At 55.2% G+C, this 23,350-nt stretch carries 16 protein-coding genes; 10 read left to right on the top strand and 6 right to left on the bottom strand.

Annotated elements, in window-relative coordinates; all coding sequences use genetic code 11:
* Positions 1 to 6 precede the first annotated feature (6 nt).
* Complete coding sequence (locus OHL23_RS08160) at positions 7 to 1,656, top strand: alpha/beta hydrolase-fold protein (protein WP_263351286.1); 1,650 nt, start codon at positions 7 to 9, stop codon at positions 1,654 to 1,656.
* A 126-nt stretch (positions 1,657 to 1,782) separates the two neighbouring features.
* On the opposite strand, the gene OHL23_RS08155 is transcribed toward OHL23_RS08160, so the two are convergent.
* The 3 genes from OHL23_RS08155 to OHL23_RS08145 all read right to left on the bottom strand — a co-directional run bounded on the left by OHL23_RS08155 (position 1,783) and on the right by OHL23_RS08145 (position 4,696).
* The gene (locus OHL23_RS08155; protein ID WP_263351285.1) at positions 1,783 to 2,757 is read right to left on the bottom strand and encodes an alpha/beta fold hydrolase; all 975 of its coding nucleotides are present in this window, start codon (positions 2,755 to 2,757) and stop codon (positions 1,783 to 1,785) included.
* Positions 2,758 to 3,242: 485 nt separating this feature from the next.
* Positions 3,243 to 4,001: a LytR/AlgR family response regulator transcription factor gene (locus OHL23_RS08150; RefSeq protein WP_263351284.1), complete on the bottom strand. Its 759-nt coding sequence runs from the start codon at positions 3,999 to 4,001 to the stop codon at positions 3,243 to 3,245.
* Positions 3,998 to 4,696, bottom strand: coding sequence for a sensor histidine kinase (locus OHL23_RS08145; protein WP_263351747.1), 699 nt, complete (start codon positions 4,694 to 4,696; stop codon positions 3,998 to 4,000). The genes OHL23_RS08150 and OHL23_RS08145 overlap by 4 nt, the downstream gene beginning before the upstream one ends.
* 406 nt (positions 4,697 to 5,102) lie before the next feature.
* Here OHL23_RS08145 and OHL23_RS08140 point away from each other — a divergent pair, with 406 nt between their 5' ends.
* From OHL23_RS08140 to OHL23_RS08100, 9 genes are all read left to right on the top strand, one after another.
* The gene (locus OHL23_RS08140; protein ID WP_263351283.1) at positions 5,103 to 9,281 is read left to right on the top strand and encodes a sigma 54-interacting transcriptional regulator; all 4,179 of its coding nucleotides are present in this window, start codon (positions 5,103 to 5,105) and stop codon (positions 9,279 to 9,281) included.
* Between the two features lie 187 nt (positions 9,282 to 9,468).
* A complete protein-coding gene (locus tag OHL23_RS08135) occupies positions 9,469 to 9,771 on the top strand; it encodes a hypothetical protein (protein ID WP_263351282.1) in 303 nt (100 codons plus the stop codon).
* Between the two features lie 122 nt (positions 9,772 to 9,893).
* Positions 9,894 to 11,768, top strand: a complete 1,875-nt coding sequence (locus OHL23_RS08130; protein ID WP_263351281.1) for a hypothetical protein — start codon at positions 9,894 to 9,896, stop codon at positions 11,766 to 11,768.
* 655 nt (positions 11,769 to 12,423) lie between these two features.
* A complete protein-coding gene (locus tag OHL23_RS08125; protein WP_263351280.1) occupies positions 12,424 to 13,557 on the top strand; it encodes an ATP-binding protein in 1,134 nt (377 codons plus the stop codon).
* A gap of 243 nt (positions 13,558 to 13,800) precedes the next feature.
* On the top strand, positions 13,801 to 14,235 hold the full coding sequence (locus OHL23_RS08120) for a hypothetical protein (protein WP_263351279.1): 435 nt from the start codon (positions 13,801 to 13,803) through the stop codon (positions 14,233 to 14,235).
* A gap of 432 nt (positions 14,236 to 14,667) precedes the next feature.
* Entirely contained in the window at positions 14,668 to 16,044 is a 1,377-nt protein-coding gene (locus tag OHL23_RS08115) for an NAD-dependent succinate-semialdehyde dehydrogenase (protein WP_263351278.1), read from the top strand.
* A 32-nt stretch (positions 16,045 to 16,076) separates the two neighbouring features.
* The gene (locus tag OHL23_RS08110) at positions 16,077 to 17,012 is read left to right on the top strand and encodes a 2-dehydropantoate 2-reductase (protein ID WP_263351277.1); all 936 of its coding nucleotides are present in this window, start codon (positions 16,077 to 16,079) and stop codon (positions 17,010 to 17,012) included.
* 101 nt (positions 17,013 to 17,113) lie between these two features.
* Positions 17,114 to 18,079: a 2-hydroxyacid dehydrogenase gene (locus OHL23_RS08105; protein ID WP_263351276.1), complete on the top strand. Its 966-nt coding sequence runs from the start codon at positions 17,114 to 17,116 to the stop codon at positions 18,077 to 18,079.
* 241 nt (positions 18,080 to 18,320) lie between these two features.
* Positions 18,321 to 19,157 (top strand): alpha/beta fold hydrolase, encoded by an 837-nt coding sequence (locus OHL23_RS08100; RefSeq protein ID WP_263351275.1) that lies wholly within the window; start codon positions 18,321 to 18,323, stop codon positions 19,155 to 19,157.
* Between the two features lie 316 nt (positions 19,158 to 19,473).
* On the opposite strand, the gene OHL23_RS08095 is transcribed toward OHL23_RS08100, so the two are convergent.
* The 3 genes from OHL23_RS08095 to mdlC form a co-directional block, all read right to left on the bottom strand.
* On the bottom strand, positions 19,474 to 20,040 hold the full coding sequence (locus OHL23_RS08095) for a hypothetical protein (protein WP_263351274.1): 567 nt from the start codon (positions 20,038 to 20,040) through the stop codon (positions 19,474 to 19,476).
* Positions 20,041 to 20,536: 496 nt separating this feature from the next.
* Complete coding sequence (locus OHL23_RS08090) at positions 20,537 to 21,433, bottom strand: hypothetical protein (RefSeq protein WP_263351273.1); 897 nt, start codon at positions 21,431 to 21,433, stop codon at positions 20,537 to 20,539.
* Between the two features lie 22 nt (positions 21,434 to 21,455).
* Positions 21,456 to 23,129, bottom strand: coding sequence for a benzoylformate decarboxylase (mdlC, locus tag OHL23_RS08085; RefSeq protein ID WP_263351272.1), 1,674 nt, complete (start codon positions 23,127 to 23,129; stop codon positions 21,456 to 21,458).
* Positions 23,130 to 23,350 lie beyond the last annotated feature (221 nt).

Raw genomic sequence — 23,350 nt, 5'->3', positions numbered from 1 at the left:
TCGATCATGAGAAGTGTTCTGCTTTTTTGCATTTTCGTCGCCACGACAGCATGGGCGCAGCAATCACTCAAAATCAATGAACCCGTAGGCCGTGAACTCTCGTCTGGCTCTGTCGAGTCCTATGCGATCGCACTCAAGGCGGGCGACTACGTGGCCGGCCTGCTCGATCAGCACGGCACAACTGACCTTACGATTCTCGCACCCGATGGCTCACCCGTTCGACACTATCCTGGCCCAGTAGAGGGCGGGAAGCGCCTCTGGGTCCTGATCGCAGACACTCCTGGAACCTATCGGATTGAAGCTACGACATCAGCTGCTCAGCCGGTGCGTTTCGAGCTGACTCTAACCCAGGTATTGTCCCTGGATGAACGTCTGAAGCCGAAGCCGTGGCAGGATCCGAATCCGAGTCCCCGGATGGAGGCATTGCGAAAGCAGGCCGCCGCCGGCAAATTCGATCATGAGGCCTTCTGGAAGCAAGTCACCGCTGAAGGCACACCACTCGTCGAGTCCATCGAAAAGGACCCCCAACATCAACTGGTCACGTTTCTGTGGCGCGGAACACCGCAGACGCGAAACGTATTTCCGATTGGCTCCTTTAAGGTAGGTGGCCTCTACCCGCTGGACTATGTTTTTCACCAGATACCTTCCACCGATGTGTGGTACCTGACGGTTCGGCTTCCCACGGGAGCGCGGTTTACCTATGGTCTGTCGGAGAATGATCCTCTCGTGTTCAACGGATTCCAACCGGAGCGCTTTGCGACGACGCAAGTCGATCCGCTGAACCCGCACCGATGGGGATGTGCGCCCGATGCGACCCGATACGACTGCCAATCCATGGCAGAAAACAAAGGAGCTGTTCCACAACCCTGGATCATAAAGAACCCGAGCATCGCGGCAGGCACAATTGAGAAGCAGAAGATCCATAGCGAGCTTCTTAAGAATGACCACGATTTGTCGATTTACATTCCCGCTGGATATAAGGCGAACGCTACTCCATACGATCTTGTCGTGATCTTTGATGAGAGTGCCTATCTAACCAAAGTACCCACGCCCGTGATTTTGGATAACCTCATCGCGGCTTCGAAGATTCCGCCAACAGTCGCTGTCCTGATCGCCAATCCTTCGCAAGCGTCGCGCAATGCGGAGCTGACGCCGAATCCGAAGTTTGCCGATTTTCTCGCGAAAGAGCTAGTGCCTTGGATACACGCTCACTACAACGTCACGAATGATCCCGGAAGCGTCGTGGTTGCCGGGTCCAGCCTGGGAGGGCTAGCAGCCACGTATGCTGGCTACAGGCATCCTGAAGTGTTTGGGAACGCTCTATGCCAATCGGGGTCTTTTTGGTGGGCGCCCGACCATTCAGGGGCAATACCCGACGGAGTGACCACCGAAACCGGATGGATGGCCAAGCAGTTCATAGCCAGTCCAACGTTGCCTCTACGCTTTTATATGGACGCCGGTGTATTTGAATACGATTCAAATGGAACTGGTGGGGGAATTCTCGAGACGAGCCGCGACATGCGAGATGTGCTGCTCGCAAAAGGATATGAAGTCCACTATCAGCAGTTCGTTGGCGGTCACGATTATCTGAGTTGGCGGGGCACCTTCGCGGATGGACTGATGGATCTCATCGGAACCACAAAGAATGTTCCTTAACGGTCGATAACCCTTCTCAGCGTACCCGGATTTGATGATTGATTTGCCCTGTACGCGTCAATTGAGAATTGGAATGAAGTTCTTTGAGAACCGGACTGGTCCATCGTGCTTCGCGGACCTATGGAGCTAATGGAGACTAGCGAGAAACGCATCTATGTCTTTAAGTACCTCGGCCTCGTTTGACAAAAATACATAGTGATTCGCACCTGGCAGCGTAATCACATGCGCCGTGGGCACTCCATTTTCCACCGACTTCTCCTGCCTCTCAGTTAAAGCTTCTAGTGCGGCGGAATACGTCTTGGCTGCGGTTTGCACCGATGGATCTGTATTTACGTCAACCCAGGTTCCTTGGCTGTGTGGGTTTGCGAAGATGACGAGCGCAGATACTGGAATAGCGGTGTATTTTTTCGTGCCCGTCATAAGCGGCATGAACAGGGCGGCACCCGGAAGATCACGTTGTTTTCCCACCCCTCCGTCAGGAGTGGATTCTCTCTGCGCGCGGAGTTCTGCTTCGGGAAAGAGGAATCCGTTCACTCGCTCATAATATTTCTGCAAGGCGCTGAAACTGGCCAAATCCGTTTGACTGGGCGGCGGAGGTTGGGGTCCCTGAAGTTTCTGGATTTCCATAATGCTCGCGCCTTTGCCGTTGTCAAAAGCGTAAGAATAGGCGGCATCCAGGTAGACCAGTCCGGCAACTCGGTTCGGATGACTATTTGCAACTGAACTCAACTCCACCCCAGCGATCGAGTGTCCAACGAGGATGGGTCTCTTCAGATTGAGCGCGTCAATCACCGCCACCACATCATCGCCGAGCCGATGAGCCGGGTGATCCGTTGCGGAATAACCGGAGGCACCGAAGCCACGCCGGGTAATGCCGTAGACACGATAGTGAGCCGTGAGTTTCGGCGCAAAATCGTCGAAAACGTGGGCCGTATTGCCGCCACCGGCCAGCAAAACGATCGGTCTACCCGAGCCACCCCAATCGAGCACTTCTAAACGAACGTCTTTGTCTACGGTTACAAATCGCGTAGTGTGGGGTGATGGGTCTTTCCAGACGGCTAAGCTCTGCGAATGAAGGGAAACCGCGAGGAAGGCGAGCAACAGAGAACCAACTAGACAACTGCGATGAGACATAGGGCCGCCCACTCCTTATTCCAGTACCTACGAAGCGCCTGTTCTCGGTGTTCCCTCGTCAACTACATATTCGGCTAACGGAACCCATTCAGTTGCGATTTATCGCCGATGCACTCATCAACCGAATGTGAATGAGCTCGTTGACCTGTAGTCGGCAATGAGCCTTCGCTGTCCAGAAATTATGAGAAACAATGCGCAGATGTGGCCTGACCCAGGAAGCAGCGGCAGGAAGCGACCGTCCTTTCGCGGGCGACGTTTTCTATGTTCGGTATTCCTTCCAAGGCAGACTGCACCCCTTTCGTTCCGCGGTCGATGAGTCGAAGAAAAGCACTGTTCGCGTCTTCAAGGTCCTGATCCTGTTGAAAGCCACGATGCGCTTCGAGGAGGGCTACGGTCATCTTCGCCGATGGCATTCCAGGCCGACGCGCCAATTTACATCCCAGTTGCCGAGACTAGGATTCCAGCAGCGCCCGTAACTTGTGAGCGTATCTGCGGCTCGACGTGACCACCGTTCCTTCTGTCAGTACGATGTCGTAAACCCCATCGAACATCGGACGAATCTCGCTAATGCAGGCACCGTTCACGATGGCCGACTTCCGCACGCGGATGAAGTGGTGTGGCGCGAGCTTCTCTTCCAGGTGCGCCATGGTTTCCCGCAACAGGTGACTGTCGCTGGCAGTGTGTATGCAGGCGTAGTTTCCCGTGGCTTCGATCCAAAGCACATTAGAAACGGGAACAAAGAAAATCCGCTGCTTGTCCTTCACCACAAAGCGCTCCAACGGGCGGAGACTTCGAAGGGATTGAAGCAGTGGTTCAAGGTTTCGATTCGTTTCCTGACGCTGTTCGAAGACCTGGCGCGCTTGAATCAGTGCCCGGGCAAAACGCTCCTTATCGTACGGTTTCAAGAGGTAGTCCACTGCATGCACTTCGAATGCACGAATGGCGTGCACATCGTAAGCCGTGACAAAGACATATACGGGAGCGGGACCATTCTCTAGATCTACATTCTCGATGACTCCGAAGCCGTCGAGATCGGGCATCTGCACGTCGAGAAAAACGATGTCGGGATGAAGTTCATTGATCTGCTCCACCGCGCTTATTCCGTTCGCCGCCTCGCCTACAACTTCAATGCCGTCGTGTTCGGCAAGGTAGCGACGAATACCGCGCCGGGCGATCGGTTCGTCATCGACGATGAGGACCCGCGCCTTCAATGCGACCTCCGCAGTGGAAGGGTGATGATGGTCTCGCAGCCTCGACCGTCGCCGCCGGTGAGTTCCAGCGAGGACTGGTCCCCGTAGAGTTGTTTCAAGCGTGACCGGACATTGCTGAGTCCGACGCCGAATCGCAGGAGCGACGCCGGTGCCGGCCCAGGGCCATCATCGCGGACGCGGAGCCAAACTCTGCCGTCGTGGAGTTTGGCAGCGATCTCCAGCCGGCTTGCGGTGGAATCGACGCTGAAGCCATGCTTGATGGCGTTCTCAACCAGCGGCTGAAGGGCCAGGCTCGGTACATAGACACCGAGAAGATCAGGCGGTATGTCTATGTGCACCTTCAGGCGATCGTGGAAGCGTGTCTGTTCGATCTCCAGATACTTGCCGACGAACTCGAGCTCGCTCTGCAGGGTGATCTCGTTTTCCCGGCGTTCGAGGGCCATGCGCAGCAGGTCGCCGAGGCTGACCAGCAGACGGCCCGCAGCATCGACGTCTTCCTGCATGAGAACACCGATGGCATGAAGGCTGTTGAATAAAAAGTGCGGATGCAGCTGCGGACGGAGGCAAGATCTGAGACCAGTCGTGCGTGTCCCGATCGACAGATTGTGAGACAGTGGGCAACATTTCGTTTCCTCGACTGCCGCTATCGGAGCGTCCCCGCCATGCCATACGAAACCCGGGTCAGCCGGCAGCATTCGTATGACTACCTGCGACGCGACACGAAAGGTCACCGCCGTTCGATGGAAAGAATGGTGTGCTGTGGGTAGCTATTCTTGGTCGTTGCTGCGGCGGTAAGCCCGCTCCTGCCTTCCAGGTCGCATGCACTGACACAAGATCGTGACATCCTACAGCGTGCGCATCATTCATTGGATGCAATACATGAGTGACCTTCGTTTCTTACCCGACCTTGTGCTACCAGGAACATGTAATGGCCACCTGTCTTTTATCTCCATACAATAAACAGGGCCAGACTCGGACGAGTCGCTCTATATTGAAAAAGAATCTTTCTAATGCCGTGGTACTGTCGGCAAAAAGGGCAATGCCCGCCGCCTGTCAAGATTGTTGGGCAAGCGAGTCTAATCGCCTGAAAGTAGGCGTGTGATGACGGTTCTACGAACAATGTGGGGCAACGCGGTCGTCGCCCGAATGCGGGCACGACGTGTTTTCGTGTTGGGCACCGTGTTGGCGAACTTGTTGCTGGTTGGGCTTCCCCGAGCGCTCGCGCTTGATCCGGACCGGCGGATCTCCCAGTATGGTCACACTGTATGGCGCATCCAGGATGGCGCCATCTCTCCCCCTACCAATATTGCTCAAACCTCCGACGGGTTTCTCTGGATAACAACTGCGCAAGGGTTGATGCGTTTCGATGGAGTCCGCTTCATGCCGTGGCAGCCTCCCCAGGGACAGAATCTGCCCGGCACGCATTTCTCGGCTATACTCGGCTCTCGCGACGGCAGCCTATGGATCGGTACCACACGCGGTTTGGCTCGCTGGAAGGACGGTCAACTGCGAACCTACACCGACTTGGAGCATCCCACGGGCATCGGCGCAATCATGGAGGACGACTCCGGAACAATATGGGCGACTCGCTATGGGCTTTATGCACACGATGCGCCGCTGTGCAGTATCTCCGAAGAGACGCTGCGCTGTTTCGGAAAAAAAGACGGTATTCCCGTCACCTACGGCCAGGGGCTGACTCACGATAGCGAGGGCAATATTTGGTTCGGGTCCTCAGTGCTCGTTCGCTGGCGGCCCGGCACTCCTGCTACAACGTATTTTGGTGAAATTGCTGAACTTGCAAAAGGCGATGGAGTAACCGATGTCGCGCTTGGTCCGTCAGGCTCGGCATGGGCGAGTTTAGATGGAACGGGACCGCAACTTGGTGTTCGGTATTACTCCGGAGGTAAGTGGAGCAGTTACGCTGTCCCGGGGTTTGACGGGGCAAGAGTCCACTCTCAGATCCTGCTGGTCGATCGCCGAGGGTCTCTCTGGGTTGGCACAGACAATGATGGAGTCTATCGCATCTGCGGCGGTGTCGCCGACCACTACGGCGTGTCTGAGGGGCTGTCAGGCAATGGCGTGGTGAGTCTTTTTGAGGATCGGGAAGGAAACATCTGGGTCGCCACCGATGGGGGACTCGATATGTTTCGCGACACGGCCCTGATCAGCTACACGACACGGCAGGGAGTTTCGGCACGCGGTTTCCGTTCGGTTATGGCGTTACGCAACGGAGCGGTATGGATCGCTACCGGCGACGCCCTTAACATTTTGCGAAAACAAGACGGCAAAACCGCCACTCTCGATCGGAAATTGTCGGGACATTCGGTTGCGCCCATGCTGGAAGACCGCAGTGGCGCGGTTTGGCTTGGAGTGGATATGGGCCTCATGCGATTTCAGAATGGCCGTTTTCGAGAAATCGGCGGGCAGCGTTTCGCGAGCTTCGGCGGGGTGTCAGGTATTGCCGAAGACCCGCGCGGAACAATCTGGGTTCTTACGGACCAAAGGAACCAGTTATTCAGCATTGTTGGGGACAAAATTGAACAGCAAGCCTCGCCCAATTACGAACTCGGCTGGCTGAAACATCTGGCGGCAGACCCGAACGGCGGCGTTTGGCTCGGCACTCAAAAAGGTAAAAGTACCATTTCTTACTTCCGCGATGGGCGTTTGCAGACCACGTTGCTGAGTTCTGCCCAGGGACCGGCCGGTATTCACGCATTCTTCGTGGACTCTGACAACTCTCTCCTCGTCCCAAGTTCGCAGGGTGTCTACAGGCTCAACCATGGGCAGCTGACCCTCTTCAGCAGCGACAACGGCTTGCCCTGCCCTGACACCTTCAGCGCGATCAGGGATAACCACGGCGCTCTTTGGATCTATACGCGATGCGGCCTGGTCAGGATCGCAGCATCCGAATGGGCGAAGTGGATCGAGAGTCCCCACGTTGCGGTGTCCGTCATGATTCTGGACGCTCTGGACGGAGCACAAGCTGGGACCGGGGATTCTTACCAACCGGCGTCCTCTAAGGCGCCGGATGGGCGATTGTGGTTCCTAACCGGCGTCTCAGTACAAGTGCTTGATCCAGACCGCCTCTACGAGAATGCGCTTCCGCCGCCGGTCTATGTGGAAGGTGTTGTGGCGGACCGCAAACCGTTCGACGCAACATCCTTTGTCAAAATCCCTGCCCTGAGTCGCGACCTCGAAATTGATTACACCGCCCCCAGTTTTTCCGTCCCTCAGAAGGTTCGCTTCCGCTACATGCTGGAGGGCCGGGACCGGGAATGGCAGGATGCCGGGACGCGGCGCCAGGTCTTCTATACCGACCTTAAACCCAGACACTACCGATTTCGAGTGACCGCATGCAACGGCAGTGGCGTATGGAATCAGACCGGCGCATCGCTGGATTTTGTTGTACTGCCAGCCTACTACCAGACGAATTGGTTCCGTTCATTGTGCGCGGTTGCGTTTCTGGCATTCATTTGGGGGCTATATAGACTCCGAGTGCAACAGGTGCGGGGAGAGGAAAGAAAACTTCGCGAAGCCATAGAGACCATTCCGGCGATGGCGTGGATCGCTGGACCTGACGGGACCGTTCAATTTATGAATCGACGCTGGCTTGAGTACACCGGCCTGTCGCAGTTGGGAACAGTAGGAGAAGTCGGGAAAGATGCTATTCATCCTGAGGATTTGAATCGAAGTGTACGACGAATGAGCGCAAGCTTTGCCAGTGGCGAGCCGTTCGAGGATGAAGTGCGCGTGCGTCGGACCGACGGAGAGTATAGGTGGTTTTTGAGCCGTGGCGTGCCGCTGCGGGACAAGCGAGGAAAGGTCGTGAAATGGTACGGTGCGGCTGCCGACATTCAAGATCGCAAGCATGCGGAAGAGGTGCTGCGTGAAAGCGAAAGGAGTATTCGGCTAATCGTTGACGGCATTGCGGGCCTGGTAGCCATCATGACCCCGGACGGACAGGTTGAATACGTCAACAACCAAACCGTGGAATATTTTGGCAGACCTCTCGAACAACTGAAAGGTTGGGCTACCAGCGATGCGGTCCATCCAGATGACCTCCCTAGGGCGGTTGCCGCCTGGAAGCACTCGGTCGAAACCGGTAATACGTTTGATATTGACGAACGTCTGCGCGGCGCCGATGGTGCTTATCGCTGGTTCCACATACGTGGCCTACCGCTGTTGGACGCTGAAGGCCGCATTATCCGTTGGTATAACTTGCTAACGGACATTGACGATAGGAAGAGGGCCGAAGCGAAGCTGCAAGACGAGAACGTCGCATTGCGGGAAGAAATCGCCAAGGTTTCGATGTTCGAAGAGATCGTAGGTACATCGTCACCCCTACAAACGGTTCTTTCCCGCATATCCAAGGTCGCTCCGAGCGACTCCAGCGTTCTGATCACCGGCGAAACCGGGACAGGAAAGGAACTTGTTGCTCGCGCTATTCATAGGCGTTCCCGACGCTCTTCGCATGCCTTCGTGAGTGTGAACTGCGCAGCCATCCCGCGCGACCTGATCGCGTCGGAACTATTCGGCCACGAGAAAGGGGCGTTCACGGGAGCGACACAACGGCGGATTGGCCGTTTCGAACTTGCAGACAGGGGAACAATTTTCCTGGACGAAGTGGGAGAACTTTCGCCCGACACTCAAGTAGCGTTGCTGAGAGTGCTACAGGAACGGGAATTTGAGCGCCTCGGTGGAAATCAGCGCATCCACGTTGACGTTCGGATCGTCACCGCCACAAACCGAAATCTCGAAGCAGCCGTATCCAATGGATCCTTCCGCCAAGACCTCTTATACCGGCTGAACGTATTTCCCATCGAAGTACCTCCCCTTCGCGAGCGGAAGGACGATATTTTGATGTTGGTCGAGTATTTTGTGCAGCGATATGCTTCGCGCGCAGGCAAGAATATCCGTTCCATCGACAAAAGGACTCTTGATCTCTTGCACTTCTATGACTGGCCGGGCAACATCCGCGAACTGCAGAACGTAATTGAGAGGTCTGTAATTCTGAACTCCGGAGAAGTCTTTTCCGTCGATGAGTCGTGGCTCTCCAAAGGATCTTTTGGGGCAACATCTCGGATCCAAACTTCGGCACCTCCCAAAGTTGAAGCTGAAGACAGCAGCGAGCGGGCGATCATCGAGGCGGCGCTGGCCGAGTCTAGAGGGCGGGTTTCCGGACTGTCAGGCGCGGCGGCCAAACTTGGAATTCCACCATCGACCCTCGACCACAGGATCAACGCCCTAAAGATCAACAAAACGAGGTTCAAGTTCCGCTGAAACAACCACCTGAACGGCCACATTCACCAGATTCACCCTCACCAGATTCACCAGATTCCCGAAAAATCCATTTCGTTTGACCAGCATGTGATCGTGCTGCTCATTTGTTTTCATCACTTTACGCATTGGCAGAGGACTTGCAATCAAGGCGGTGGGTGACCCAGACCGATAGGAGGGTAAACCAACAATGAACTGCAGATTCGACCGCCGAGTTATTGGAGAGGACTGCGCGACGTTGTACATCAGTGGAGGAATTACGGAGGAGTGTGTGGAAACGCTGCGGACCTTGCTTGAACAGGAAAAGGGTGCAGTGACCATCGATCTCAAAGACGTCCTCATCGTGGATCGGGAAGCCATAAAACTCCTGGCAGTGGGCGAAGTAAACGGAGTCGAACTCAGAAATTGCCCAGCCTATATCCGTGAATGGATCACAAGAGCGAGAGCGGATATGAACGGGTCGGAGCAGGAATATAAAGTCGGGAAGATATGAGGGCTGCCTGATGCTACTCGCTATTTGCCCGGACGCCGTTCGAACGGAGCATCGCTGACGGCGGCAACCAGAAGTCACTACGGTACATTCATGGCGCAAACGACTTTGCGAATGGAGTTGTCATGGGAAACTATTTAGTCGTGGGTGAACTCAAGAACGAAGACGCGATTTCCGAAGAGGCGATTCGTGATGAACTCGCTCGAATTCTGGAGAGTTCGATGTTCGTGCAATCGGACCGACTTGGACGATTTCTTCGCTTCACAGTCGAAGCGACGCTAGCAGGCGACGCGGAGATGTTGAAGGAGTATCTGATTGGCACCACAGTATACGAACGCAAACCTTCTTACAATCCCAGTGAAGACTCCATCGTTCGCAGCGAGGCTCGGAGGCTGCGGCGCAAACTAAAGGAGTACTACGAATCCGTTGGTAAAGACGATTCGATCTTTATCTATTATCGGCGTGGCGGCTATGTACCCGTCTTTAGGCTCCGACGCAGCAAGGGCCGCGACGGTGCTGGGAGAGACGATGGTTGGGACGAGCTTTTCGTTGAGGGTCCGGGAGTCCGGATAGCGGTTTTGCCTTTTGTAGATGCATCCCGCAGCGACTTGTCTGGCGCCTACGCCCGAATCATCACCGATGAGTTGATCCACGAATTAGTGCGCACGGACGGGCTCCAAGTGACCGCCGCGAGTTCGGTGGCACCACTGATGACTCAAGAACTGGACCTTCCTTCTCTGGCCCGAAAACTGAACGTCCAGGTCATCTTTGAAGGCACGGTACATGAGGATACCAATCAGCTACGTATTACGTCCCGGGTCGTCAAGGCAGACGGATTTCAGATCTGGTCAGAGCGGTTCGAAGCGGGACCAGATCCGCAAAGTGTCTTCAAAATCTCCGAAAGAATCGTATCGGCGTTGATCAGCCGTATCCGGCCCGAACAGTCGTTGATCCGGAAACAAAAGGCGTCAGCAGGAACTTCTATGCTTGCTGTCTATCCACTGGTCCTTGCAGCGGAAGCATTGCTCGATGAGGGGACGTTGGCGGACACGCAGCTGGCGCTGTCGAAATTCCAGGAAGTGAGTGAGATTGAGCCCGACTATGCTAGGCCTGTCTGCGGCATAGCTCTATGCTATTGCGAGATGGCTTTGCGCGGAATGCCCAATTCTGCCTTAGCTGTGTCTCGCGCCAAACAAGCATCGCAGCGTGCAGCCAAACTCGACCCTCAAATGATATTGGTTCCTGCCTGCACAGCATGCGCCCTGGCGTTGTCATGGAAGTGGCATGATGCAGAGAAGCTTTTCCAACAGGCGCTAGGACTTGGAGAGAGTGCCGGAACTTATCGTCAGTATGCCCTCTTTCTTGCCGCGCTGGGGCGATTTGACGAGGCTTGGAATTACCTTCAAGAAGCCCATCAGATCGATCCGTTTTCGTATCGCCAGAAAGTGGTCAACGCGAAATTGTTTCACCTTAGTCGAGACAACGACAAAGGAGTGAACCACATTTCGAAACAGATGTCTTATGGAACGTTGCCAATCGAGAGCGAAATTTACCTAGCCATAATGCTGATTTCGCTAGATCGTCGCGATGAGGCAAAACAGCTGGCCCGGAGCGTTGTGTGCAAAGCGGGCGCCCATCCTGCCTTGATGAGTGCAATTGCAGAGGTCCTGGCGATGTGCGGTCAAACTGCAGCCGCAGATCGTATCGCCAGTGACTATAATCTTTTCTCTGCGAACTCACCGATCAGCAAATTCCGGCAGGCCCTCCTTTCGCTCGCTTTGGAGAACTCGGAGAAAGCGATATCGCTATTGTCTATCGCCTGCGAGGAGCGCGAAGCAGAGCTTATTTGGCTGGCACATGACCCTCGACTCGATATGATCCGGGAGGACCGGCGGTTTGGCCTTTTGCTCGCCGAGGTTATGCGCGCATCTTCGTCAACGTTCGGGACCACTGCGAGCCGAGAGCAACAGAGAGCTAAGGTTGTTCCTGAACCGACATAACGAACGGCTAGCTTAGCAGCAATGCCTGGTCTCCCGAATAGCCGCCCATGTTTTGCTGACGCCCAGTGCGGCAGCGGCGAATCAATGATCACGACAACCTGCTTCCAGATGTGCGAGTCGTCATCGATCCCGATGTGAGACTTCATGAACAACCGCACAAACTACGAAGAGCCACTTGAGACGACCAGATGATCACTGTGAGCTAGCCTTTGCTCACCTTTCCGAACTCGCTATGCGGTGCGAATATTTGCGTGTGCTTGGGATGCACCTAGTGACGATCCACCTCGGGGAACGCCAGATTTTGCACAAGACGGGCCGCCCTGTGTCCCTAGAGTCGAACATCCTCGTTCAGTCCTACAGCGTTCGCACGCAAATCTCAATTCAATCGAGAGGGGGTCCTTCCATGTATAGGTCGATACGGGTTTCTCACTCACGGAAGCCGATCAATTCAAATGAGCATCAATGTGCAACCGCTTTTCCTCGTAGTTACGTCCCACGACAGATCTCTCAGGTCCACGAACGGGGGCGAAGTATCCCTCTTGAACCGACTGCACATATTGCAGGGCACCCTGGGGAGACGTCTCTCACGGTTCGAGAATTCGAAGTCCTTCGATCCATTCGAGACGGTTGCGGGATTCTATTCGACATCGACGCATTGAAGGACACTGAAAGTGCTCTTCAGATGCGAGAGCATGGAATCCTCGACATCATCGAAACAATTCCTTCCATGCTTTGGTCAGCGTCGCCGACCGGAGAAATCAATCACATCAGCCAAAGATTACTGGAATATACCGGAATCCTCTTAGAGAGTTTCCTTAATCTAGGCTGGAAGAAGATCATTCATCCAGACGATCTCGATGAAACGGCAAAAGCATTTTCCCAGGCAATCGAGACCGGAGAGTCATACAGCGCAATACACCGATTGCGACGCGCAGATGGGGAGTATCGATGGCATCACGCCAAAGGCGAGCCTTTGCGTGACCCCTATGGCAAGGTTATTCAATGGTATGGTCTCGTGGTTGACATCGATGAGCGGAAACGAGCAGAAGACTATCTTCGCGACACGCGGATCGAGCTCGCGAGGGCTTCGCGAATCGCGACCGTGGCAGAGCTGTCGGCCTCCATCGCCCACGAACTGAATCAGCCGCTTATGTCGATACTTGGGAACGCACAGGCCGCGAACAGATGGTTGAATGCCGGCACGCCGAACATGACAGAAGCCAGTTTGTCCATTAAGCGGATAATACGAGACGCACGCGCGGCAGACGAATCGATGCAACATATTCGCTCGCTCTTCAAACAGGAGCCCGTCGTTAAAAACGAGGCAAGCGTACGAGACATGGTGAGACAGGCGGTTCGTCTGGTTCAGGCGGATCCCAATAAGTGTGGAGTCCACATTGATTGGAGCTTTGATGAGAATCTCCCTAAAGTTCCGGTAGACCACATACAGATTAAAGAGGTATTCATCAACCTGATCTCAAACGCCATCGAAGCTGTACAGAACACTAAAATCTCGCCGCTGATTAAGGTCCGGGCAGCTGTAACAGATCAGGACCAAATGGTCATACAAGTGATCGACAATGGTCCAGGAGTGAATGATCAGGAAAGGATCTTCGACGCGTTTGTGACCACGAAGGCAAAGGGTATGGGGATCGGTTTGGCGGTATCGCGCTCGATTGTCGAGGCGCATGGCGGGCGGCTTTGGGCTGAGAATAACTCAGACGGCGGCGCGAGATTCAGTGTGGCCTTACCGCTCTCCTCGATGAAGGGTGCTCCAATTAACGTCTGAGCGATCGGAGATAGTACCCATTCGAAACCCTTGATCGATCTCGGGGATATCAGCGGGCTGCTGCTTGATGGCTCGTGACACTTAGGCTGCTGGATTGCAAGTGCGTGGGAAACAACCCCGTCGAGTCCTCGGCCCGGCAATGTTGCATTGTTCGTGACAATCTGCGCGTCATGCACGCCTCGCGAGACGGCAATGTAGGCGTTCCTCACATTCCTCAGTTTTGAGCCAAGTGCGAATGTGTGCATGGCGGTTCGGGAGGCACTCGTGAATGCGCAAGGCACAGAATTACGGATGTTGGCTGTTGTTCCGGCTGACAGACGCGCCGAGATCGGTCGTCAGTTGGCACCTCTAAAGCCCGACCCTCTGTTTCTTGACCGCATCGGCGGAGTGGGAGTTGCTATTCGCGAAGAGGACGCTTTTCAGGTCGCTCTTCTTCCGGCGAGCCTCTCCGATACCGATTGGTGGGAACTTTGGGGTGTGTTAGCGCTAATGAACCCACGCCCGGCGATTCTGGTCTATACACGCGAGGCGACTTTCCGATTGTGGTCAGGCGTTCTCGAGTTGGGATGTTATGACGTGATCGTGGACCCCTTTTCGGACGAAACGTTGCGAGGTGCGGTGTTAGGCGCCGCGAAGAGCTATGAGGAACGGCGACCCAGCGGTTCGCAGCCGGAGTGATTGTCGCCAAGAGTTGTCTTGACTTAGCAGAAGTGACAACAGACCGACAAGCAATCACAGTGAGCTAGCTATTGATCACGTTCTCAGGTTCGCTGAATGCTGCCAATATTTGCGTGTGACTGGAGATACAGATAGTGACGATCCCTTCTCAAGGCTGTGCCGGAGGATCTCAGCTGTGTCCAACCAGTTCTTGCGACATGTCAGTGTGAACAATCGATCTCAACAGGGAGATGAACTATGAATGCAGGAGAAAAGCTTGCGAAAGCCATACTTGCTAACTACGACAATACGTCAAGGAGCAACGCAATAGACATTGATGGCATCGCCACCAATCGGAAGACGAAGGCAGTCCGCTAGCTCACTCCTTTTCGTCTATTTCATAAATGTGAATCTCGACTAATCAGTTTAACGCGAACTGCAAAGGATCTCATCATGCCATATCGCAGTGTAAATCCAGCCACTGGCCAAGTCCTCAAGACATTCACAGAGCACACGGATCAAGAAATGATGGTCGCCTTGGCCAAAGCGGACACTGCGTTCGCTTCCTGGGCAGCACGGCCGATCGAAGAGCGCTCGAAGATCATTGCCCGCGCCGGTCAGCTTCTTCTCGAACAGAAGAACGAACTGGCAAGGCTTGCCACTCTCGAAATGGGAAAGCGCATTGCTGAAAGCCGCGGCGAAGTTGAAGTGAGCGCAGCCATCCTCGGGTACTTCGCAGACAACGCGGCGAGGTTCCTCGCACCTAAGCCCATCAAATCCACGATGGGAGACGCGCATCTGGAATTTTCTCCCTTGGGTGTTCTCCTGAGCATCCAGCCGTGGAACTATCCCTATTACCAATTGTCGCGGTTCGTTGGTCCGCACTTAATGTCCGGCAACGTGATGCTGTTGAAGCACGCGCCGGGTGTGCCCCAGTGTGCAGTCGCCTTTGAACGGATTCTGAAGGAGGCAGGCCTTCCGGACGGGGTCTACACCAATCTCTTTCTGAGCAACGATCAGGCTGGAGCCTTGATCGATGATCCTCGTGTGAAGGGGATCGCTCTTACCGGTTCGGAGCGCGCGGGGGAGGCCTTGGCGTCGAGGGCTGGCAAGAATCTCAAGAAGTCCACAATGGAGCTGGGGGGAAGCGACGCCTTCATTGTCCTCGATGACGCAGACCTGGATCATACCGTTGCCATGGCTATTCGCGGGCGTTTCGATAACAATGGACAAACCTGCATCGGCGCAAAACGATTCATCGTTGTCGAATCGATGCTCGACAAATTCCTGTCGCGGTTCATAGCTGCTGCAAAGGAACTGAAGCTGGGAGACCCGCTCGATGAGAGCGTAACCTTGGGGCCGTTGTCTTCGGAAGCTGCATTGCAACTGATTCTGCGGCAGATCGGTGACGCAACGAGTCACGGAGCCAAAGTGCTCCTTGGTGGGAACCGAGCTGGAACAGTCGGCGCGTTTCTAGAACCAACGATTCTTACCGGGATCTCACCGGAAAATCCTACATATAAGCAGGAATTCTTCGGTCCTGTGGCGCTCGTCTTTCCCGCCAAAGACGAAGCTGAGGCAATCGTGATCGCGAACGATTCGCCGTTTGGCCTCGGGGGGTCGGTCTACTCAACTGATATTGACAGGGCCAAACGCGTTGCCAGTCGTATGGAGACGGGTATGGTCTTCATCAACTATCCGGATGTGAGCTGGCCTGATCTTCCCTTCGGCGGCATCAAGAGGTCTGGATACGGCAAGGAACTCTCCAACTTGGGGCTTGAGGAGTTTGTGAACAAGAAGCTCATCATTGTTCCAATCGCCCGATCCTAAGCTAGGGAAAGCAAGGAATTTTAGGGGTGATCATGAGGATTGCATTTATCGGAATCGGTGCTTTGGGTGGGTACTTTGGTGGCCGGTTAGCCAAAGCTGGGAATGACGTTATCTTCATTGCTCGGGGCGCGATGCTCGAAGCGCTCCGCAAGGACGGCTTGCGCGTAGAGAGTCCGTTGGGCGATTTTGCGCTGCCGAAGGTTCAAGCGACCGGCGATCCCACAGCAGTGGGGCACGTGGACGCCGTCTTCGTTACTACCAAGGCGTGGCAGATGACGGAAGCGGCGCAGCAGATTCGCAGCATGATTGGGCCAGAAACTATTGTCGTCCCTTTGCAAAACGGTGTAGAGGCCTACGACCAACTGGCGGCTGTGCTCGGTTCTGAACATGTACTGGAAGGAATGTGTCACATTCTGGCCATGGTCACTGCGCCGGGTGTCGTCCGGCATGCTGGGGCCAAAGCGTTGATCACCATCGGTGAGCGGAACAATGTGCGGACGCCACGGCTGGAGAAACTTGTGGAATGCCTCTCCAGCGCGGAAATAGATACACGCGTTCCCGATAACATCCAGGTTGCGCTCTGGGAGAAGTTCGAATTCGTTGCTTCATTTGGCGCGGTGGGTGCAATCACAAGGGCGCCGGCCGGCGTGATTCGAAGCCTGCCCGAGACCAGATCGCTGCTTGAGAACGCGGCGCGGGAAATTGTGGGCCTGGCCCGCGCTACCGGCATTCCGGTGCCGAGCGAGTCGGTGGTGGGCACGATGAAATTAGTCGACTCGGCTCCGCCCAATGGCTCGTCATCGATGCAGCGCGATCTGGTCGCTGGTCGTCCTTCGGAACTCGAAGCGCAGAGCGGGTCGGTCGTCCGGTTGGGACGCGCTTGCAATTTTCCCACTCCGGTGCACGAGATCATTTACAACTCACTGCTGCCCGGCGAACTACGTGCTCGTGGCAAGCTGACGTTCTGAACATTAAGACACGGGATCGGGGAGTTGAGCATGAGAATCTATGTAGCACTTCTGACATTGGCCCTGAGCCCGGCAACGAATGTCTAAGGAGAACTGATTGAATGAAAAAGCCTGTCCTGGTGGTCACGTCCCATTTCATCAAGCCGGTCGACGTGCGAATCGACAGCAATTACGAAGTCAGGCGAAAGACCGATGGAACATCATTCACGCATGACGAGCTTCTCGCAGCAGCTGAGGGCGCCGACGCGATGCTCATCACGCCATTCGACAGGCTCGATGCCGAGTTCTTCAAGCGAGTTTCCCCGTCCGTCAAGGTGATCTCAACAAATTCTGTTGGCGTCGATCATATCGACATGCGCGCGGCTGCGGAGTGCAACATTGCGATTGGATACACGCCGGCTGAGGTGACGGATGCGACGGCAGATATTGCTATGCTCTTGCTTCTCGGAGCGAGCCGACGAGCATTCGAAGCACAGGAGTTGGTCAGAAGCGGCGAGTGGACGATTCCACGCGCACAGGCCCTTCTCGGCTGGCAGGTGACGGGCAAGAACCTCGGGATTTTCGGGATGGGGCGTATCGGCCAAGCGATAGCAAAGCGCGCAAGAGGTTTTGGTATGAAGATCCATTACTCCAACATCCACCAGCTGCCGGCAGAGAAGGCCGGAGACGCGATATTTTATGCTAACCCCCTAGAACTAGTGAAAGTGAGCCAGTTCCTTAGTCTGAATGCCCCTGAGACACTGACAACCCACCACTTCCTCAACGCCAAGACGATCGCTCTTCTTCCAGAGCGCGCGATCATTGTGAACACAGCGCGCGGTGCTTTGATCAAGGACGACGACTTGATCGAGGCTCTCAAGAGCGGTAGGGTCGCTGCCGCAGGCCTTGACGTTTACGAAGGAGAACCAAAGCTCAATCCCGGTTACGTGGAACTCAAGAATACGTTCTTGCTGCCCCACATCGGGACGGCAACGGTTGAGAGCCGAAGCAACATGGGTATGGTCGCGCTCGACAACATCGATGCGGTCTTGAATGGGACACCAGCTCCGTCCCTTGCCAAATCTTAGCGTGAACGAGAGTGACCATTGGCTCCTCCTGGAGGAGCCGAGTCAAAGCCCGGCAACCCTAATGGGCCCACATGATTTCGGTCAACCGTAAGGCGCTCGCACAATGCTTTACCCTAGTCGACGCGATGTTTTGATAACACTCGGTGTCCTGGCTACAGGAGCAGCAATCGGGGAACCGGCTCCAGATTTGCATGGGATGACCGTCCCAACAACTTCACAACCAAGCACAGGAGAGATCGAAATGCCTATAATTACAACCAAAGACGGTACACAGATCTTCTACAAGGACTGGGGTCCTAAGGATGCGCAGCCCATCGTATTTCACCACGGTTGGCCCCTGTCGTCAGACGATTGGGACGTGCAGATGCTGTTCTTCCTTGCCAACGGTTATCGCGTTGTCGCGCATGACAGGCGCGGTCACGGCCGCTCCTCCCAGGTGGACACTGGCCACGACATGGACCATTACGCGTCCGACGCCTCGGCTGTAGTCGAGCGTCTCGATCTGAGGAATGCGGTCCATATCGGCCATTCGACGGGCGGTGGCGAGGTGGCGCGCTATGTCGCCAAATACGGCGAACCTCAAGGTCGCGTAGCCAAGGCCGTTCTCATCGCCGCGGTTCCCCCGCTCATGGTCAAAACCGAAGAGAACCCTGGAGGCACTCCGATCGAGGTGTTTGACGGATTTCGCAAGGCGCTGGCCGCGAACCGCGCACAGTTCTTTCTCGATGTCCCTAGCGGTCCGTTTTACGGCTTCAACAGATCCGGCGCGAAGACCTCGCAGGGAATTATCCAGAACTGGTGGCGTCAGGGGATGATGGGCAGCACGCTCGCTCTCTATGAAGGTATCAAGGCTTTCTCGGAGACAGACCAGACGGACGATCTGAACGCAATCTCAGTGCCGACCCTCGTGATGCAAGGCGACGATGATCAGATTGTCCCCTATAAGGACGCTGCGCTGCTGCAGGCGAAGCTGCTCAAGCATGGCACGCTCAAGATCTACCCCGGCTTCTCTCACGGCATGATGACCACGAATGCCGATGTGATCAATGCGGACCTCCTGACATTTATCCGAAGCTAAATTTCTGCGGGGCCGCATTGAGCGGCCCCGCTCCTGCCGGCAGGCGCAACGCTGATTGGGAAGTAGTGGCCAACTGGCCCCGACCTGCGTCCTGGAGGACGAGCGTAAGCAACTCCGTCGCATTTCGTATTCTCTATTCTTTCCATGATGTCGAAAAAGAGAGGCAGCGTGACGGTACGCTGCCTCCTGGCGCTATGGTATTGGCCCATTAGAATCCTGAGACCAACCGTCTCCGCCATGCAAGTGCCTTTGCCGACCTCAGTCTAGAACCCAAAATCTCGTGAGCCGATTGAGCGAGGTCAGCCGCTTGTACGGTTTACTTATGGCGAAGGAAAAGAAATTGCAACTGTGTCTGCAATTGCCAGTCCGTGCCACCAGTTGTTGTTCGAACGTCGTTAAAATACTCCGCCCGAGCGTTGAGCGGCTGACTGCCGATCTTAAAGAGTTTTCCTACGCCGCCACCGACCGGAACGGTCCAGCGCTTATTTCTCTCTGCCGTCCAATCTGCGGTGATGATCGGTGCCGACACCACGTACCACCCGTGCTTGAGGTTGTAAAAAGCGAACGGGTTGATGGTCATTTGATTCTCATGCACGTGGTTGACTCCTGCGAATTCATTGCCGATGAGAGTCCCAGCCAACAAATGGCCACTTCTGAACAACGCAACAGTCGCAGGCCCCCCACCCCACTTGTTTATGCCGAGCGAATGGTCAGTGGCTGTAGGGAGCCACAGTTGCGGCCCCACGCCCCACACAATCTTGCCGGCGTGGACAGGGGACAAGTAAAACTGAGGCTGTATATTGCTAAGACCGTAGTCGACCCCGGCCGTTGCAGAGCGCCTGGGAACAACGACGACGGGTACAATCGTTCGACTAATCACCATCCAGTTCTCCGAAAGCCTGATAGGCACGACGGGCTCAATCAGAAGCTCATTCTCAGCACGGCGAAAAGGGCCCACCCCGTAGAACGTATTGTTCTGAAAGGGCACGCTGATGGCTGCTGCAACCGGATTCTCTGCAGCGTCTTTTGCGGCCGCATCCGATCCTTTCTCGGTGGCAGGTCCAGCCTCGACAGTAGAATGCAGATTCTGGATCCCGTTTGCCGGCGTTTGCGAAGCATTCTCTTGTGCTTGAGTCCCATTCGAGCACAAGAGCGCCAACAGGACCAAACAAGCAGCTAGAAAGGACCGAAAGAAAAACTGTCTCGATGTTGAATTCACGATGAACCTCTCCTCTGTGCCAGTGAGGTTCCGTCTTCCTCATCGAGGCGCGAAATAGCTTCTAATTTTCGAAAGAGACCCAGTTTGAAGAGCCTGGTCCCCACGTGCCATCCTCGTCTTCTAAGCTGCGGTCTTGGAGCCTATATCGCAGGGCGATTGCTTAGAATCGAAAGTCGGCGGCAATTGCGATCGCATTGTTCACCTTGATATTGAGCCCCGGCGCAAGGGCGGCTCCTAAGTGACCCGTGCCAACGTCGAAAGTCCACTTAGAGTCCGGATACCGGGACACTCTTACTGCGTAGATGAGATCTGTCGGAAAATGAGCGCCCGGGACGTATTTGATGTAACGAGGCTCCTGGTTAACTTCCACGGCTGGTGCAACCACGATTTTTCCCTTGATCGGTACCGGAAAGGCGAGACCTCCAAAGGCCCGTGCTTCCCAATCGATGGCATTGCCGCCGTAGCCGTATTTCTGGGCGTTGGTGCCGCGAACTCCGCCAGTGCCCACGAACGCAAACTTCTTTCCGAAAGTGAACAACTCCGTTGTCACACCGTAGATGTCCCCGTTTGTCGCGTTCTTATGTTCAACAAACTGGACAACAAAGGGATCGTTTGTCCGGAGCACGCCTCCGATTGAAACGGCTGGGACGTACTTGTGCTTGTGTGCACCCGCAGGAACGATCTTCGCTTTCACGTTGAAGATGTTCATGCCTTCAAAGTTGAATAGAGGGCTGATGGTGGGGTCACCTCCATCGGTGTGATTGCTGCTGGTGTACCCGAACTCCAGTCGATTGTCGAATCCTTCTTCAACTCCCACATTGATGTAGTCCCCGGCGACTGGGCCAGCATCGACAGCATGAAAGCTTATAGTCGGAGCGCCGAATTGATGATGAGGTGACGGTACCACGTCGGCCTCGGGCTGAAGGAAGATGCCGGACTGGCCGTCCATGGTGAGAGCCTGGCCCAGCGCGCGATGACTGAGGCCTGGCGCCAGGACAGAGAGTACGATCAGTACTGCCTTCCCGGCGCCGTTTGTGGACATTTTCTTGAACATCATTTGTGCCTCGATTGAGTGGACGCTAGTCCACGTCGGGTACCAGCGGCCGGAGTTGATGCGCAACGCGAATCGCGATCACGGTGGGCCCGTCGCCGCTGAGGGCTGTTCTGAAAGCCGCCTTGATTTCTTCCGTAGTGTGGGCGGCCACTCCGGCACAACCAAAAGCCCTGGCGGTTGCGACGATATCAAGTCCGGGCAGATCAAGCGCGGGCACATTGGGGGTTTTTTCAAGTACCGCAAATTCTTTGAGAATCAAGTACTCGTCGTTGCACGGGACAATATAGATGAGCTTGAGTTTTTGCCGAGCGGCTGTATAAAGGCTCTGTACGGAATACTGGAGCGCTCCATCTCCGATGGCAGCGATGACCGGGCGCCCGGTTCTCAGTTTCTTTTGGGCAATCGCAACGCCGACCGCCGCCGGTTCTCCCCATCCGAGTCCGCCACTCGCAAAGGTGTAGTAGGTACCGGGCTCGGTGATTGGCCAGCACTGGGCGAGATCCGCGAAATTTGAAGCTGTCTCATTCACCAGAATGGCGTTCGCGGGTCGCAGCTCGCTCAACGCCGCGAATGCCTCAAGTGCCGTTAATGGACTATTCGGCGGCGATGGAAGCTTTCGTTCGATGTGTGGCGCTGCAGGAGCGGGCCGCGAAGTCACTTCTGGGATTGCATCGTTCAATGCCTCCAGGGCCAGCTTTGCGTCTGACAACAGGCTGTCTCCGACGATAGCGGCGCCCGCATCGTAGGGGTCATTGGTGATTTGCAGGAGGTCAGCGCCTTCGGGAAGGTATTCTCCCGGAACGAAGGGGTAATACCGGAAAACCTGGGCTCCAACCACGATGATCAGGTCGTGGCCGCGAAGCTTCTTGCTCAATGGCCCAATCGCCATCGGCGCCATGCCTCGGAACTGCGGATGAGTTTGGGGGAAGGACGCTTTTTCAGAGAGCGGCGTCATATATACAGGAGCTCTCAAGCGCTCAGCAAACTTGATGCCAGCATCCCATCCGCCTGCGCGCTCGATCTCAGGTCCATAAAGCAACACTGGATTCTTGCTCTTCCGAATTCTTTCGGCGAAATGAGCAAGCCGCTCAGGGTCTGGCGAGTACCGCGAGCTTGCAGTTCGAACGACCGCCTCCCCAAGTGCCGGCTGGTCCCAGTCGTCCAATGGGATCGATACATATACTGGGCCTGCGGGCGGCTGCAAGGCAACCGTATATGCCCTCATGATTGCGCCGGGGACGTCTTGTGCTCTTACCGGTTGATACGCCCACTTTACCCACGGCCGCGGCAGGGTCGTTTCATCGCGGTTCGTAAGAAGTGGGTCGCAGAGGATCATCTCACGTGTCTGTTGACCCGCCGTAATGATGAGAGGCGTTTTATTCTGGAAAGCCGTCATGATGTTGCCCATGCCATGCCCGGTTCCAGCTGAAGTGTGCAGATTCAACAGCGCTGGTTTTCCCGTAGCTTGAGCAAAGCCGTCTGCCATCGCTACTGCAGTTGCTTCCTGCAATCCAAGTACATACTCAAAATCAGAAGGAAAGTTCTTGAGGAAGGGCTGCTCGGTAGATCCTGGGTTTCCAAAAATGGTCGTCAGCCCGAGCTTGCGCAATAGATTGAACGTCGCATCTTGAACGCTTATCATGTTGGGGACGACATCTTGAACGGGTGCCTGAACTTCAGTTTGGTTGTTTTTGCTCATCTCCACTCCTTGTGCAATATCTGCTTTTCAACGCATTGGATCGTCACTATGTGCATCTCCAATCCCACGCAAATATTGGCAGCATTCAGCGAACCTGAAAACGTGATCGATAGCTAGCTCACGGTGATCAGCTAAGAAGCATGCTCCAGAAGCAGCCTTGCTACACTTGACCTGTCAATGGCCCCGTATCAAATTCCGGGATGCGCTCGCGTTTCGTACGT

The sequence above is a fragment of the Acidicapsa acidisoli genome, from assembly GCF_025685625.1.
Classification (GTDB): Bacteria; Acidobacteriota; Terriglobia; order Terriglobales; family Acidobacteriaceae; genus Acidicapsa; species Acidicapsa acidisoli.
The sequence above is the reverse complement of the archived record's forward strand: the minus strand, read 5'-3'. Positions and strand labels throughout refer to the sequence as shown.

What these genes read in the sequence shown, in the direction of transcription:
- OHL23_RS08090 (WP_263351273.1), bottom strand. Translation starts at nt 21,433, where the DNA reads ATGATGTTCAAGAAAATGTCCACAAACGGCGCCGGGAAGGCAGTACTG.
- OHL23_RS08105 (WP_263351276.1), top strand. Translation starts at nt 17,114, where the DNA reads ATGAAAAAGCCTGTCCTGGTGGTCACGTCCCATTTCATCAAGCCGGTC.
- OHL23_RS08145 (WP_263351747.1), bottom strand. Translation starts at nt 4,696, where the DNA reads ATGCTGCCGGCTGACCCGGGTTTCGTATGGCATGGCGGGGACGCTCCG.
- OHL23_RS08130 (WP_263351281.1), top strand. Translation starts at nt 9,894, where the DNA reads ATGGGAAACTATTTAGTCGTGGGTGAACTCAAGAACGAAGACGCGATT.
- OHL23_RS08100 (WP_263351275.1), top strand. Translation starts at nt 18,321, where the DNA reads ATGCCTATAATTACAACCAAAGACGGTACACAGATCTTCTACAAGGAC.
- OHL23_RS08110 (WP_263351277.1), top strand. Translation starts at nt 16,077, where the DNA reads ATGAGGATTGCATTTATCGGAATCGGTGCTTTGGGTGGGTACTTTGGT.
- OHL23_RS08160 (WP_263351286.1), top strand. Translation starts at nt 7, where the DNA reads ATGAGAAGTGTTCTGCTTTTTTGCATTTTCGTCGCCACGACAGCATGG.
- mdlC (WP_263351272.1), bottom strand. Translation starts at nt 23,129, where the DNA reads ATGAGCAAAAACAACCAAACTGAAGTTCAGGCACCCGTTCAAGATGTC.
- OHL23_RS08120 (WP_263351279.1), top strand. Translation starts at nt 13,801, where the DNA reads ATGGCGGTTCGGGAGGCACTCGTGAATGCGCAAGGCACAGAATTACGG.
- OHL23_RS08095 (WP_263351274.1), bottom strand. Translation starts at nt 20,040, where the DNA reads ATGGTGATTAGTCGAACGATTGTACCCGTCGTCGTTGTTCCCAGGCGC.
- OHL23_RS08135 (WP_263351282.1), top strand. Translation starts at nt 9,469, where the DNA reads ATGAACTGCAGATTCGACCGCCGAGTTATTGGAGAGGACTGCGCGACG.
- OHL23_RS08140 (WP_263351283.1), top strand. Translation starts at nt 5,103, where the DNA reads ATGACGGTTCTACGAACAATGTGGGGCAACGCGGTCGTCGCCCGAATG.
- OHL23_RS08115 (WP_263351278.1), top strand. Translation starts at nt 14,668, where the DNA reads ATGCCATATCGCAGTGTAAATCCAGCCACTGGCCAAGTCCTCAAGACA.